Source organism: Synechococcus sp. CCAP 1479/9, from assembly GCF_019038535.1.
GTDB lineage: Bacteria > Cyanobacteriota > Cyanobacteriia > PCC-6307 > Cyanobiaceae > Cyanobium.
Window position 1 is genome coordinate 38401 of record NZ_JAFKRK010000018.1, and the last position, 12753, is coordinate 51153.

The following is a 12753-nucleotide window of genomic DNA, read 5'->3' on the forward strand; positions in this document are numbered from 1 at the left end:
CGGGGGAGTACAGGGAGGAGGGAGGTGTTCCTGGGATGGGTGACCCGGTGCGCTGGCGCGCCGGGTGGTCAGGTCATCCGGCGGAAGGCGAGGCAGACGTTGTGGCCGCCGAATCCGAAGGAGTTGGAGAGCACGACGTTGACGGCGTGTTCCCGGGCCTGGTTGGGCACCACATCCAGATCGCAGGCAGGATCAGGCGTGCTGTAGTTGATCGTAGGCGGTACCAGGTTGTGGGCCACCGCCAGCACTGCGGCGATGGCCTCGATACCGCCGCTGCCACCCAGCAGGTGGCCGGTCATCGACTTGGTGGAACTGACCGGGATGGTCATGGCGTGGGCCCCGAGCGCCGACTTGATGGCGGCGGTCTCGTTGCTGTCGTTGGCCTGGGTGCTGGTGCCGTGGGCGTTGACGTAGTCCACCGCCTCCGGCTCCAGGCGGGCATCGGCCAGGGCCAGGCGGATGGCCTCCGCCGCCCCCACGCCGCCGGGCGAGGGCAGGGTGTAGTGGTAGGCGTCGCAGGTCATGCCGTAGCCGACGATCTCGCCGAGCACCCGGGCGCCCCGGGCCGTGGCGTGCTCGAGGCTCTCCAGCACCAGCACCCCCGCCCCCTCACCGATCACGAAGCCGTTGCGCTCGGCGTCGAAGGGGCGGCTGGCCGTGGCGGGGTCGTCGTTGCGGAACGACAGGGCCCGGGCGCTGGCAAAGCCGGCCACCCCCAGGGGGGTGATCGCCGATTCGGCACCGCCGCAGACCATGGCGTCCGCCAGGCCCATCTGGATGAGCCGGAAGGCATCGCCGATGGCGTTGGAGCCGGCGGCGCAGGCGGTGGCCACGGCGCTGCTGGGGCCCTTGGCGCCGATGGCGATGGCCGCCAGTCCGGTGGCCATGTTGGGAATCATCATCGGCACGCAGAACGGGCTGACCCGGTCGGGACCGCGGTCGGCCAGCACGTGGGCCTGGGTTTCCATCATCAGCAGCCCGCCCACGCCGGAGCCGATGGCGACCCCGATGCGCGCGGCGTTGCCGTCGTCGATGGTCAGGCCGGCATCGGCCACCGCCTGCTTGGCCGCGACCACCCCGAACTGGCAGAAGCGATCCCAGCGCTTCGCCTCCTTGGGTTCCAGCCAGCCCGCCGTATCGAAGTCCTTGACTTCGGCGGCGAAGCGGCAGGCATGGCGGGAGGCATCAAACAGGGTGATCGGCGCCACCCCGTTGCGGCCGCTGGTCAGCCCCTCCCAGTAATCCGCGACGTTGTTGCCGATCGGTGTGACCGCGCCCAGGCCGGTGACGACGACGCGGCGGAGACCCTCCACCATGGACGCCTCAGGCCTGCTTCTCTTGGATGTATTTGACGGCGTCACCCACCGTGGTGATCCCTTCGGCCGACTCGTCGGGGATCTCGATGTCGAAGGCTTCCTCCAGGGCCATCACCAGCTCGACGGTGTCGAGGGAGTCGGCGCCCAGGTCGTTCTGGAAATTGGATTCCGGTTTGACCTCGTCAGCCTCCACGCTGAGCTGTTCGGCAACGATCGACCGGACTTTCTCGAAGATCGCTTCCTGGGACATGGCTGCTGTGAGGGAGGCAGCATCCTACGGGTCGCCCCGTTCGGGGCCTTTCGGCGTATGAACAAGGGTGACGGCCAGCCCCGGGTGTTGCCCTGCGCCGGAACGGTGTGGGTACTTTGGGCACCTCGCCGTTCGTTCCCGGCCCTGGCATGTCCCACGCCGTCAAGATCTACGACACCTGCATCGGCTGCACCCAGTGCGTCCGTGCCTGCCCCCTCGACGTTCTCGAGATGGTGCCCTGGGATGGCTGCAAGGCCGCCCAGATCGCTTCCTCGCCCCGCACCGAAGACTGCGTCGGCTGCAAGCGCTGCGAAACCGCCTGCCCCACCGACTTCCTGAGCATCCGCGTCTACCTGGGCGACGAGACCAGCCGCTCCATGGGCCTGGCCTACTGAGCACCGGCGCCGCCGCTGCCCTCCCATAAGCTCATGCCCGGCGCCTGCGCCGGGCTTTTTTTTGGCCTAACTCTCTATGTGCGGCATCGTTGCCCTGATCGGCTCACGGGAGGCGGCCCCCCAGCTGCTGGAGGGCCTGCGCCAGCTGGAGTACCGCGGCTACGACTCCGCCGGCATCGCCACCGTTGACGGGGCCGGCCTGCACTGCCTCAAGGCCGAGGGCAAGCTGGTCAACCTCACGGCCCGCTTCGAGGAGCGGGGAGCGCCGGGCCAGTGCGGCATCGGCCACACCCGCTGGGCCACCCACGGCAAGCCGGAGGAGCGCAACGCCCACCCGCACCTCGACGGCAGCGGCCAGCTGGCCGTGGTGCAGAACGGCATCATCGAGAACCACCGCAGCCTGCGGGAGGAGCTGCAGGGCGAGGGGGTGGAGTTCCGCTCCGACACCGACACCGAGGTGATCCCCCACCTGATCGCCCGCTGGCTGCGGCAGCGGCAGGCCGAGGGGGCCAGTGCCTCACCGGCGCTGCTGCTGGAGGCCCTGCAGCAGGTGCTGCCCCTGCTGCACGGGGCCTATGCCCTGGCGGTGGTGTGGGCAGCGGTGCCTGGGGCGGTGGTGGTGGCACGGCGGCAGGCGCCGCTGCTGATCGGACTGGGGGAGGGGGAGTTCCTCTGTGCCAGCGACACCCCGGCCCTGGCCGGCTTCACCCGCACGATCCTGCCCCTGAAGGACGGCGAGGTGGCCCTGCTCACGCCCCTGGGCATCGAGCTCTACGACGGTTCCGGGGCTCGGGTGCAGCGCAACCCGACGCTGCTGGTGGGCACCGAGCACGTGGCGGACAAGCGCAGCTTCCGCCACTTCATGCACAAGGAGATCCACGAGCAACCCGAAACGGTGGCCCTGTGGGTGGCCCGCCATCTGCCCGAGGGCGCCCTGGTGGCCCTTCCCCTCGATGAGTCCGTCTACGAGGGGGTGGAGCGGATCCAGATCCTCGCCTGCGGCACCAGCCGCCATGCGGCCCAGGTGGGGGCCCATCTGCTCGAGCAGCTGGCCGGCCTGCCCACGTCCGTGTTCTACGCCAGCGAATTCCGCTACGCCCCGCCCCCGCTGGAGCCCCACACGCTGACCATCGGCGTCACCCAGTCAGGGGAGACGGCCGACACCCTCGCCGCCCTGGCGATGGAGCAGGACCGGCGCTTCCTCGTGGCCGATCCGGCCTACGCCCCCAGGCTGCTGGGCATCACCAACCGCCCGGAGAGCTCCCTGGGCCGCCTGGTGCCCCACCTGCTCGACATCGGTGCCGGCATCGAGGTGGGGGTGGCCGCCACCAAGACCTTCCTCGGCCAGCTGCTGGCCTTCTACGGCCTGGCCCTGGCCTTCGCCGAGCGCCGGGGAGGCACCGCCCATCCCCTCGGTGGCGGCCGCACCCCCGCCCAGCTGCGGGAGCTGGTGGAGCAGCTGCGGGCCATGCCGGCGGTGCTGCAGCGCCTGGTCGACGACCATGACCGCTGCTGCGCTGAGCTGGCCCACCTGTTCGCCGACACCCAGGACGTGATCTTCCTGGGGCGGGGCATCAATTACCCGATCGCCATGGAGGGGGCCCTCAAGCTCAAGGAGATCAGCTACATCCACGCCGAGGGCTACCCGGCCGGTGAGATGAAGCATGGCCCGATCGCCCTGCTGGACGCCCGGGTGCCGGTGGTGTCGATCGCCGTGCCGGGAACCGTGTTCGAGAAGGTGCTCTCCAATGCCCAGGAGGCCAAGGCCCGCGATGCCCAGCTGATCGGCGTGGCGCCCGCCTGCCCGGACACCGAGCTGTTTGACGTGCTGCTGCCCCTGCCGGAGGTGGACGAGCTGCTCAGCCCCCTGCTCACGGTGATCCCGATGCAGCTGCTCAGCTATCACATCGCCGCCCACCGGGGCCTGGACGTCGATCAGCCCAGGAACCTCGCCAAGAGCGTCACTGTCGAGTGAGGGTCTCGGGCCGGTGACCCCCTGCGGTGGGCGAGCCCGCTGGAGCGGGCAACGCCCACCTTCGGACGTCACCGGCCCGACACCCTCCCGTGTGGGAAGGGGGCTCGAGAGCCTTCTGCCGCAAGCTTGGATGGCCCCTGCCGCCCTCCCCACCAGCTCCTGCGGCGCTGAGGGCGCCGACCGAAGGCGGCGTTGCCCGCTCCGCGGGCTCGCCGCCCCAGGCCGGCGCCCTCAGCGCCACAGGCTGGTGCCCGGCCAGAGCTGGCCGAGTTGCAGGTCCAGGTCCCTGCCCACGAAGGGGAGGCCGTTGTTGGGGGAGAAGGTGACCTCGTTCAGGTAGATCCGCCCGTCGTCCCCCACCATCAGGTCAACCCTGACCGACTGGAACGGGCCGGCGACGGTGCGGGCCACCTCCAGGCAGCGCCGCTGGAGGGGTTCGCTGAGCGGGAACTCTGAAAGCCGCTTCTCCTCGGGATCCTGCTCGGCGAGGGGGACGAAGCGTCCGTCCAGCAGCAGGCGACGGTTGGGCTCTCCCCGCTGCAGCGTCTTGGCGAAGACCGTGATCAGGGCCACCTCACCCCCGAGCACATAGAAGAGCAGGGACAGCGACGGGATGCGGGACGAGATCGACCGCTCGATCAGGAGGCGCCGGGGGAAGCTGTTGTACCACCATTCCCCCTGCGCGAGGCCGAAGGGGCGGCTCAGCCACCGCCGGCAGGTGGCCTCCAGGGCCTCCCGCTGCCCTGGCTCCAGCGGGAAGCGGATGCACTGGACCATGTCGGAGCCGTGGCTGGCCTTGAGGTAGTACTCGCCGGGCTCCAGCTGCCCATTGGCGGGCAGCAGGGGCTGGTCGTGGTGCCAGACAACCTCCGGCACGCTCACCTGGCCCGCCAGGGCCGGGGGCAGGAAGCTGCCCGTGAGCAGCTTGTTGCCGCTCTCGGGCACCTTGATGGGGGCGAAGAACTTGGCGTGGCTCACCTTCTCGGAGTAGAGGCGGGGCCTGGCGAGATCGGGGTACCGGCCGCAGGCTCTCCGGTAGGAGGCCAGGACGTTCTGCAGGGCCGCGATCAGGTCCTGGCGGCTGTAGTGGTCGATGCCGCGGCGGTACCCCTCCGGTGGGGCCGTCGCGAACGGCGACGGGGTGGCGCGTTCCATCGCCCGCAGGAGGCGGCGGGCCAGGTGGCGGCTGATGGCCGCCGAAAGGGCGCGTCTGAGGGGTCGCAGGGGCCGTTCCGCCCCTGCCATGAAACTGGACACGCTGCTCAAGGGCAGGGGAGAGGGGCGTCGCTGCGGCCGTACTGGTCGTCGAAGCGCACGATGTCGTCCTCGCCGAGATAGGGGCCGCTCTGCACCTCGATCAGCTCCATGGGGATCTTGCCGGGGTTGGTGAGGCGGTGCCGGGCGCCGAGGGGGATGTAGGTGCTCTGGTTCTCGCCCACCAGCTCCTCCACCCCGTCCTTCTCCACCACGGCGGTGCCACGCACCACCACCCAGTGCTCGGCCCGGTGGTGGTGCATCTGCAGGGACAGGCTGGCGCCGGGCTTCACCGAGATCTTCTTGACCTGCCAGCGCTCCCCTTCCACCACCCCGTCGTAGTGGCCCCAGGGGCGGTAGATGCGGCGGTGGGCGCGGCTCTCGGGGGCCCCTTCCCGCTCCAGCCGGCCAACGATGCCCTTCACCTCCTGGGCGCGGTCGCGGTGGGCCACGAGCACCACGTCGTCGGTCTCGACCACCACCAGATCCTCGACCCCCAGCCCCACCACCAGGCGGTGCTCACTGCGCAGGTAGCAGTTGCGGCTGCCCTCGCTGATCACCCGGCCCCGCAGCACGTTGCCTTCCGGGTCCTGCTCCGAGGTCTCCCAGAGGGCCGCCCAGCTGCCCACGTCGCTCCAGTCGGCATCGAGGGGCAGCACCACGCCCCGGTCGGTGCGCTCCATCACCGCCACGTCGATGGCGATGCTGGGGCCGTTGGCGAAGGCTTCCCGCTCCAGCCGCAGGAACTCCAGGTCGGCGCTGTCGTGCTCCAGGGCGGTGCGGCAGGCGCTCACCACCTCGGGGACGAAGCGATCCAGCTCCGCCAGGATGGCGCTGGCGCGGAACAGGAACATGCCGCTGTTCCAGGTGAAGCGGCCGGTGGCCAGGAAGGCCTCGGCGGTGGCCCGGTCCGGCTTCTCCACGAAGCGCGCGATCGGCACGGGCGTGGCGGCCAGCGGTCCGGCGGCCTCGATGTAGCCGTAGCCCGTCTCGGGACTGGTGGGCACGATGCCGAAGCTGACCAGCTGTCCGGCGGTGGCGGCGGCCATGCCGGCGGCCACGGTGGCGCGGAAGTCGGCGGCCCGGCGGATGACGTGGTCGGCCGCCAGGATCAGCAGCAGGGGGTCCTCACCGCGGGCGGTGGCCTGCAGGGCCGCCACGGCCACCGCCGGGGCGGTGTTGCGGCCCACCGGCTCCAGCAGGATCGCCGCCGGCTCGACGCCGATCTGCCGCATCTGTTCGGCCACGATGAAGCGATGGTCCTCGTTGCAGATCAGCAACGGCGGCGCCAGGTCCGGCAGCCCCTGGAGGCGCTGGTGGGTCTGCTGCAGGAGGGTTTCCTCGGTGGTGCCGGCCAGGGGCCAGTACTGCTTCGGATAGCTGGCTCGGGACAGGGGCCAGAGGCGGGTGCCGGTGCCGCCGCAGAGGATCACCGGGACCAGGGAGGGGGTAGCCATCGCGGCGGCAGCTGTCCCGCAGGACCATCAGACGGGCCCATTCAACCGGAGCCGCACCCGGCCGTCAGCGTCCGGGTGAACCCCGGCGGGTTTCAGAGGTCCAGAAGTCCGGGGGGCGGCGTCAGGCCGATCCAGCCCTCCGCCAGGTTCACCTCCGGCACGATCGCCTCCACGAAGGGGATCAGCAGCCGCCGGCCGCCGTCGCTGAGCTCCACCTCCAGCAGATCGTTGCCCCCGTGGATCAGGTCGGTCACGGTGCCGATCGGGGCCTGGGGATCCGGCAGCAGCCGCACCTGGAGGCCCACCAGATCGAGGAGGTGGAACTCCCCCGGCTCCAGGGTGGGACGGTCGGCGGCCGGCACCAGCAGGTGCTGGCCCACCAGGGCTTCGGCGGCGTTGCGGTCGCCGATGCCCTCCAGGCGCAGCACGAACAGGGTTTTGCCGGGCACGGGTCTGCCGGCCAGCAGTCGCACCGGCCGCGGTTCGCCCCCGGGGGCCTGCAGCCAGCGGGGGCCGGGCCGGGTGAACCGCTCGGGGAAGTCGCTCAGGGGCAGCAGGCGCACGTCGCCGCCCATGCCCTGGGCCGCCACGACCCGCCCCACGGCCATGAGCTCACCCGGGTCGGCCCCATGCCCCTCGTTGCTGGTGTCGGCCACGGCCTGATCGCTCCCGTCGCGGCGCATCATCGCGTCACGGGCCCAACGGGACGCTTCGGCATCGATAATGGCCCCACTTGATGGTCCCCTCCAGGGCATCCGCCATGGCCAGCAGCCCGATCCTGCCCGGTTCCACCGTGGTGGTGCGCGATCCCCGCTCCATCTACAACGGCTACCAGGGCTTCGTGCAGCGCATCAGCGGGGCGATGGCCGCGGTGCTGTTCGAGGGCGGCAACTGGGACAAGCTGGTGACCGTGCCGCTCAGCACCCTGGAGCAGGCCTGAGCGCGAGCGCGGCCAGCGCCGCCTTCGCCGCCTGCTGCTCGGCCTCCCGGCGGGAGCCGCCCCGCCCCTCACCGCTGAGGTCGGCCACCTCCACCCGGCATTCGAAGCGCTCCGGATCCCCGTGCACCCGGCTGCGCTCGTGGCTGCGGTAGATGGGCAGGCCCTTGCCCTGGCCCTGGCTCCATTCCTGCAGCACCGACTTCCAGTTGTGGCGCGCGGGGTCGGCCAGCAGTTCGGCGGCGCTCACCTGCCAGTGGGGGGCCAGCCAGCGCTGCACGGCCACCAGGCCGCCCTGGGGACCGCCCCCCACCGTGTAGATGGCGCCCACCAGGGCCTCGGCGCATTCGGCCAGCACGGTGGAGCGGCCGGCCCGGTCGCCGGCGGCCATCGGCCCCATGAGCAGCACCGGCTCCAGGGCGATGCTGCGGGCCAGCTCGCTCAGCCAGCGGTCGGACACCAGCTGGGCCCGCAGGGCGGAGGTGTCGCCCACGCTGAGGGAGGCATGCTCACGGTGCAGGAACTCGGCGGCCGCCAGCCGCAGCACCGCGTCGCCGAGGAACTCCAGGCGGTCGTGGTGGCGGGGGAGGCCGGTGGAGCTGTGGGTGAGGGCCTCATCCAGGGTGTCGAGGGCGGCGTCCGCGGCGGCCGGATCCGGGGGCAGCAGGTCGGAGGCGGCGCCGAAGCCGAGGCTCTCCAGAAAGGCCAGGATCTGCTGGCGGCGCTGGGGAGTCATCGCGGGGCAAAAGGGGAAAGCAGGACGTAAGCCGGGTTCTGTTCTCCCCAGCCGGCGGCGGACCGCCGGCTGGGGGGGTGATCATCTGTCTGGGACCGCCGTCACCGGCGGCCTCGAGCGGCGCATGGGAATCGGGACGGGGAAGATGGCCAACCGCTGTCCCTGGGCCTTGCTCCCAGCCGGGGTTTACCAAGCCGGCACCTCTCGATGCCGCTGGTGCGCTCTTACCGCACCTTTGCACCCTTACCTGTGCGCCGGGCAAGCCCGGGCCATCGGCGGTGTGTTTCTGTGGCACTGTCCTCACGGTCACCCGCACTGGGCGTTACCCAGCAGGCCTGGCCATTGGGGAGCCCGGACTTTCCTCAACCGGCCGCGGAGCTGGCCCGAAGACCGCACCGCACCGATCGCGATCACCTCGCCTGCTTTCCGGGGTCACTGTAGGCAGCGACCCCAGGGGGCTTCACGCCACGCGGCCGCGGCGGCGGGGCTTGTTGCCGAAGATCCCGAGCGCCTTGTCGAGCAGGGTCGGCCCGCCTTCCTTCCCCTGGCCGAAGGCCGCGAATCCCCCCGCGAACAGCAGGGACTTGAGGGTGTTGTTGGCCGCCTCGCTGATGAAGTTCTGCAGCCGCTCGGAGCGGGCCTGATCGTTCTGATAGACGAGGGCGTTGAAGCGGGAATCCGCCTGGGCCACGATGGTCTGCTTGAAGGAGAGAAACGGCTGATTCAGCTTGGGCGGCAGGTTGATGGGCTGGTTGAGCTTGCCGAGCAGGTCGCGGAGCTCCTGCTCGTTGCTGGTGGCCTCCAGTTGCCGCTTGAACTTCTTCCAGGCGGCCTGGGTCCGGCCCTCCTCCCCGGATTTCTGCTGCAGCACCCGCATGCCCGCATACAGCTGAACCGGGATCATCACCAGGTAGAGAATCGCCACCCAGGTGCAGATGTTGCGCAGCAACTTCACATTCCCGTGGATGGGTTGGGAGGCGCCGGGAAAGGCGCTGGCGGTGCAGATCAGGAGGGTGCCGATCAGCAGGGAAAAGCCTGCTCCCGTCAAGGCGCCGGAGAGCTGCAACTGCCAGGCGGGGTCCATCACCCGCACCGGCAGGGAAGCGAACACCAGGGTGACGAGGCCCAGGCCGAGGGACACCAGGCCGATGACGGAGAACGCCTGGGCGGCCTCCTTGCCGATGCGGACCTCACTGCTGCCTGAAACATTGGGTTCGGTCGCATCCATCACTGGGCTTTTCTCAGACGGCAGGGCCAAATCTACCGGGAGCCCGCCGTTTGTCAGGATGGGCATTCATGCCGGTGAGGGGCTCGACCCGCACATAAAAAAAAGCCCCCACCGGAGTGGGGGCAGGGGATGCAGGACGACGCCTGGATCAGACGGTCTGCTTGATGCGGCTGCGCAGCTTGCGGGAGAAGCCGAAGGCGGCGGCAGCACCCAGGAGGGGCAGGGGGCCGGGGACGGACTCTTCCGCGAACTTCTGGGTCACGGTGTCGTTGATACCGGGGGTGAAGTTGTTGGGGAGGTTATCCACGAACAGCTCGGAGATGAAATCAGCCACGACAGGCTGGGCGGCAACGGGGAACGAAACCGGACCGTCGTCGAACTGGTTCAGACCAGCCCTGGAGCTTTCCGTGGTGATGGTCGGACCGTTGGTGAGGGCGGTCAGGGTCTTGGTCCAGGCGGGGACGCCGGCACCGATGGCGGCGTTCAGCGCATCGTTGCGGATGCTGGCCAGGCTCTGACCGGTGTTGATGGCGTCAAACACCGTCATGGTGTAGCCGAACGTGTAGGTGCCGGGGATGAAGGCACCGAAGGCCGACAGCGAGTGGTTGGCGCCGATGTTCTGGAACAGGAAATTGGCGTTCGACAGAGCACCTGACGTGTCGTTGGTCAGGAAGAAGTTGCTGTAGATCTTGTCGCCGATCTGACAGGCGAACGAACCGCTGAAGATGGTGGTGGCAGCAACGAAGCCGTTGCCGCAGGCGGCAACGACGGCGGTGCCTTCAACGCCACCGGGGAACCCGCCGGAGGGGGCGTTGAACACCTGGGCTTGGGCCGGGGTGGCGGAAAGGAAAGAGGCGGCCAGGCTTGCGCTGAGCGCAGCCCCAAGGCCTATAGGCGATCTGAGCGAAAGCATGGTGGGTAGGAGGAAAGGAGTCGTACCGCCGAAATACTACCACCTCTCACCCGTTTCACAGAATTCCCCCTCCCATGTCCGTGAACCCGCAAATGCGGCCCTGGTCGCTGGCGGCCGGAGTCAGGCGGCCACTGGGTTTTCATGGGACCGGCGGTCGGTCTTCCGGCCCTGCCCGGCAGCCTTCATAATTGGCCGCAGGGGGCTGTAGCTCAGCCGGATAGAGCGACGGTTTCCTAAACCGTAGGTCGTGGGTTCGAGTCCCGCCAGCCCCGTTCCCCCGGCAGGCCTAGATTTCCTTGAGAATTTCTTAAGCCCATGGCTCCCCGTCCCCTGCTCTCCCCCTGGCTGGCCACCCCCGTCGCCTTCCTCGCCGGTGCGGCGGTCGCCTCGGGCGTCGCCGTGGCCCAGCAACCCAACATGCAGAACGCCCTGAACGCGCTGTTCAGCGCCCGGTCGTCCCTGCAGATGGCCGCCCCCAATAAAGGTGGCCACCGCGACCGGGCGATCAACCTGGTGAACCAGGCGATCGCCGAGGTCGAGGCCGGCATCGCCTACGCCGGCAACTGACCCCTGGCCTGGGCCGTAACGAGCGCTACCACTGGTGGGCTTCCCAAAGCGGACGCTCCCGCTAGCGTGTCGCCAGTCGTCAGCAGTGGATGACCCAGCTTCACGACCTGCGCCTGCGGTTGCTGGTGCAACAGGAGAGCGAATCCATCGCCCACAGCCACCCCGATGAACTCGATCTGTCGGTGGTGCAGGCCCGCTGCCTCTGCTGGCTGGCCTTGCTGGCCGATGCCCACGAGGAGCAGGCCGGCGATGCCGAGCGCCGCGGCGACGTCGAGCAGGCCATGGGCTGGTTCGCCGATTCGATGCGCCTGCGCGATGTGATCCAGGTGGTCAGTTCGATCGAGATTCCCCTGCCGCTGCTCCAGGAGGCGGGGGACCATCCCGATCAGGACCCGATGGCCGCCTGAGCGCTTTGGCTCCGGCGCTGCACTTTGCCCCGCAGCTCCCGGTCGGTGCCATGATGACCATTGAATGAAAGAAGGGACGCGGTGCCAGAAGAGCCCTGCCAATGTCCTGATTGCCAGCGGTTCTATCGGGAACACGACCGGCTGATCCGAGAAAATCCGAGCCTGCGTCAGCAGCAGGAGCTCAACTGGGCCGCCCTGCAGTCATTCCGCACCCTCGCCGGCCGGGTGCTGGAGGAGCTCCAGAAGCAGCACGGCGACGGCGACACGCCCCCCACCCCCTCGGCCGCCGACATCTCCTCGGCCGAGACCAGTACCGATGCACCCTCTGAAAATGAGGCGATCCAGCAGGCCATGGCCGATCTGGAGAACATCAACGCCCACCTCTTCTCCATCGAAGCCCTGATGGAGCGCATCTTCGACGTGAGGGTGCCCGAGCCCGTGGAGCAGACCTTCCGGGAAGTGGCCGGTGAATTGGCCCCCGACCCCCTCAACGCCGACCGGCTGCGTCTCAATCGGCTGCTGCATCAGACCCCCGACCTGCCCGATCACCGGGGCGGCTGACCCGCCCCGGCCAGTCTCAGGCCGCCCTCACTGGGCGGCGGGGAGCCTGCGGCCCTTGGCCGGGGCCTCGTCGATCTCGCAGGTGATGGTCACGGGAAACTCCTCCGCCTGCCAGATCCGCTCGCAGTACTCCCGGATCGAGCGATCCGAGGAGAACAGGCCGCTGCGGGCGGTGTTGAGCAGTGACATGCGGTTCCAGCGGGGGCGGTCGCTCCAGGCCTCGCTCACCTCCTGCTGGGCCTTCATGTAGGCCTCGAAGTCGGCCAGCACGAAGAAGGGGTCGCGGCCGGTGAGATTCTCCAGCAGCGGTCGGAACAGCTCCTTGTCGCCGTTGCTGAAGTGGCCGCTCTCGATCAGATGCAGCACCTCCGGCAGCTCCGGGGTGGAGTTGATCAGCTCCCAGGGCCGGTAGCCCTGCTGCTTGAGTTCGGCGATGCCTTCGGTGGTGCGGCCGAAGAGGAAGAAGTTGTCGTCGCCGACCTGCTCGCGGATCTCGACGTTGGCGCCGTCGAGGGTGCCGATGGTGAGGGCGCCGTTCATCATGAATTTCATGTTGCCGGTGCCTGAGGCCTCGAGGCCGGCGGTGGAGATCTGCTCGGAGAGGTCGGCGGCGGGGTAGACACGCTCACCGAGCTTGACGTTGTAGTCGGCGAGGAAGATGACCCGCAGACGGCCGTCCATGTCGGGGTCGGCGTTGACGACGTCGGCGATGCCGTTGATGAAGCGGATGATCAGCTTGGCCATGGCATAGCCGGGA

The 12753-nt window shown here is 69.4% G+C and carries 15 protein-coding genes, 1 tRNA gene and 1 other RNA gene; 7 read left to right on the forward strand and 10 right to left on the reverse strand.

Features of this window, described 5'->3' with window-relative positions; genetic code table 11:
* Window positions 1-68: 68 nt before the first annotated feature.
* Both fabF and acpP read right to left on the reverse strand, forming a co-directional pair.
* The gene (fabF, locus tag KUG38_RS07365) at window positions 69-1316 is read right to left on the reverse strand and encodes a beta-ketoacyl-ACP synthase II (RefSeq protein ID WP_216920302.1); all 1248 of its coding nucleotides are present in this window, start codon (window positions 1314-1316) and stop codon (window positions 69-71) included.
* 7 nt (window positions 1317-1323) lie between these two features.
* Window positions 1324-1566, reverse strand: a complete 243-nt coding sequence (acpP, locus tag KUG38_RS07370; RefSeq protein ID WP_035833476.1) for an acyl carrier protein — start codon at window positions 1564-1566, stop codon at window positions 1324-1326.
* Window positions 1567-1715: 149 nt separating this feature from the next.
* Here acpP and psaC point away from each other — a divergent pair, with 149 nt between their 5' ends.
* Both psaC and glmS read left to right on the forward strand, forming a co-directional pair.
* Entirely contained in the window at window positions 1716-1961 is a 246-nt protein-coding gene (gene psaC / locus KUG38_RS07375) for a photosystem I iron-sulfur center protein PsaC (protein ID WP_011377242.1), read from the forward strand.
* A gap of 76 nt (window positions 1962-2037) precedes the next feature.
* The gene (gene glmS / locus KUG38_RS07380) at window positions 2038-3936 is read left to right on the forward strand and encodes a glutamine--fructose-6-phosphate transaminase (isomerizing) (protein WP_216920303.1); all 1899 of its coding nucleotides are present in this window, start codon (window positions 2038-2040) and stop codon (window positions 3934-3936) included.
* 231 nt (window positions 3937-4167) lie between these two features.
* On the opposite strand, the gene KUG38_RS17135 is transcribed toward glmS, so the two are convergent.
* From KUG38_RS17135 to rimM, 3 genes are all read right to left on the reverse strand, one after another.
* Complete coding sequence (locus KUG38_RS17135; protein WP_216920304.1) at window positions 4168-5193, reverse strand: ATP-grasp domain-containing protein; 1026 nt, start codon at window positions 5191-5193, stop codon at window positions 4168-4170.
* A 5-nt stretch (window positions 5194-5198) separates the two neighbouring features.
* On the reverse strand, window positions 5199-6647 hold the full coding sequence (locus KUG38_RS07390; protein ID WP_216920305.1) for a mannose-1-phosphate guanylyltransferase/mannose-6-phosphate isomerase: 1449 nt from the start codon (window positions 6645-6647) through the stop codon (window positions 5199-5201).
* A 92-nt stretch (window positions 6648-6739) separates the two neighbouring features.
* On the reverse strand, window positions 6740-7255 hold the full coding sequence (rimM, locus tag KUG38_RS07395) for a ribosome maturation factor RimM (RefSeq protein WP_216920329.1): 516 nt from the start codon (window positions 7253-7255) through the stop codon (window positions 6740-6742).
* Window positions 7256-7407: 152 nt separating this feature from the next.
* Between rimM and KUG38_RS07400 the strand changes: the two genes are divergently transcribed.
* Window positions 7408-7587: an NAD(P)H dehydrogenase subunit NdhS gene (locus KUG38_RS07400; protein ID WP_015109734.1), complete on the forward strand. Its 180-nt coding sequence runs from the start codon at window positions 7408-7410 to the stop codon at window positions 7585-7587.
* Here the strand turns inward: KUG38_RS07400 and rnc are convergent.
* The 4 genes from rnc to KUG38_RS07420 form a co-directional block, all read right to left on the reverse strand.
* Window positions 7565-8320, reverse strand: coding sequence for a ribonuclease III (gene rnc, locus KUG38_RS07405; RefSeq protein WP_216920311.1), 756 nt, complete (start codon window positions 8318-8320; stop codon window positions 7565-7567). The genes KUG38_RS07400 and rnc overlap by 23 nt on opposite strands.
* A gap of 12 nt (window positions 8321-8332) precedes the next feature.
* An RNA gene (gene rnpB, locus KUG38_RS07410) (RNase P RNA component class A) lies at window positions 8333-8746 on the reverse strand.
* 34 nt (window positions 8747-8780) lie between these two features.
* A complete protein-coding gene (locus KUG38_RS07415) occupies window positions 8781-9548 on the reverse strand; it encodes an HpsJ family protein (RefSeq protein WP_216920313.1) in 768 nt (255 codons plus the stop codon).
* A gap of 148 nt (window positions 9549-9696) precedes the next feature.
* Window positions 9697-10368: a hypothetical protein gene (locus KUG38_RS07420; protein ID WP_216920315.1), complete on the reverse strand. Its 672-nt coding sequence runs from the start codon at window positions 10366-10368 to the stop codon at window positions 9697-9699.
* Window positions 10369-10659: 291 nt separating this feature from the next.
* Between KUG38_RS07420 and KUG38_RS07425 the strand changes: the two genes are divergently transcribed.
* The 4 genes from KUG38_RS07425 to KUG38_RS07440 all read left to right on the forward strand — a co-directional run bounded on the left by KUG38_RS07425 (window position 10660) and on the right by KUG38_RS07440 (window position 11996).
* A tRNA-Arg gene (locus tag KUG38_RS07425) sits at window positions 10660-10733 on the forward strand.
* Between the two features lie 43 nt (window positions 10734-10776).
* On the forward strand, window positions 10777-11028 hold the full coding sequence (locus KUG38_RS07430) for a hypothetical protein (protein ID WP_216913533.1): 252 nt from the start codon (window positions 10777-10779) through the stop codon (window positions 11026-11028).
* An 89-nt stretch (window positions 11029-11117) separates the two neighbouring features.
* Window positions 11118-11435 carry a DUF8670 family protein gene (locus KUG38_RS07435; protein ID WP_094584336.1) on the forward strand — a complete coding sequence of 106 codons (318 nt, stop codon included), beginning with the start codon at window positions 11118-11120 and terminating at the stop codon, window positions 11433-11435.
* A gap of 81 nt (window positions 11436-11516) precedes the next feature.
* Complete coding sequence (locus KUG38_RS07440; protein WP_216920324.1) at window positions 11517-11996, forward strand: DUF8661 family protein; 480 nt, start codon at window positions 11517-11519, stop codon at window positions 11994-11996.
* Between the two features lie 27 nt (window positions 11997-12023).
* Here the strand turns inward: KUG38_RS07440 and KUG38_RS07445 are convergent.
* Window positions 12024-12753: glycogen/starch/alpha-glucan phosphorylase (locus KUG38_RS07445; protein WP_216920326.1), on the reverse strand; the 730-nt coding region annotated here is incomplete at its 5' end.

Bases quoted from the DNA above. Each gene is read 5' to 3' on its own strand.
- acpP (WP_035833476.1), bottom strand. From the start codon at position 1,566: ATGTCCCAGGAAGCGATCTTCGAGAAAGTCCGGTCGATCGTTGCCGAA.
- KUG38_RS07435 (WP_094584336.1), top strand. From the start codon at position 11,118: ATGACCCAGCTTCACGACCTGCGCCTGCGGTTGCTGGTGCAACAGGAG.
- rimM (WP_216920329.1), bottom strand. From the start codon at position 7,255: ATGGCCGTGGGGCGGGTCGTGGCGGCCCAGGGCATGGGCGGCGACGTG.
- KUG38_RS07415 (WP_216920313.1), bottom strand. From the start codon at position 9,548: ATGGATGCGACCGAACCCAATGTTTCAGGCAGCAGTGAGGTCCGCATC.
- fabF (WP_216920302.1), bottom strand. From the start codon at position 1,316: ATGGTGGAGGGTCTCCGCCGCGTCGTCGTCACCGGCCTGGGCGCGGTC.
- rnc (WP_216920311.1), bottom strand. From the start codon at position 8,320: ATGACTCCCCAGCGCCGCCAGCAGATCCTGGCCTTTCTGGAGAGCCTC.
- glmS (WP_216920303.1), top strand. From the start codon at position 2,038: ATGTGCGGCATCGTTGCCCTGATCGGCTCACGGGAGGCGGCCCCCCAG.
- KUG38_RS07430 (WP_216913533.1), top strand. From the start codon at position 10,777: ATGGCTCCCCGTCCCCTGCTCTCCCCCTGGCTGGCCACCCCCGTCGCC.
- KUG38_RS07400 (WP_015109734.1), top strand. From the start codon at position 7,408: ATGGCCAGCAGCCCGATCCTGCCCGGTTCCACCGTGGTGGTGCGCGAT.
- psaC (WP_011377242.1), top strand. From the start codon at position 1,716: ATGTCCCACGCCGTCAAGATCTACGACACCTGCATCGGCTGCACCCAG.
- KUG38_RS07390 (WP_216920305.1), bottom strand. From the start codon at position 6,647: ATGGCTACCCCCTCCCTGGTCCCGGTGATCCTCTGCGGCGGCACCGGC.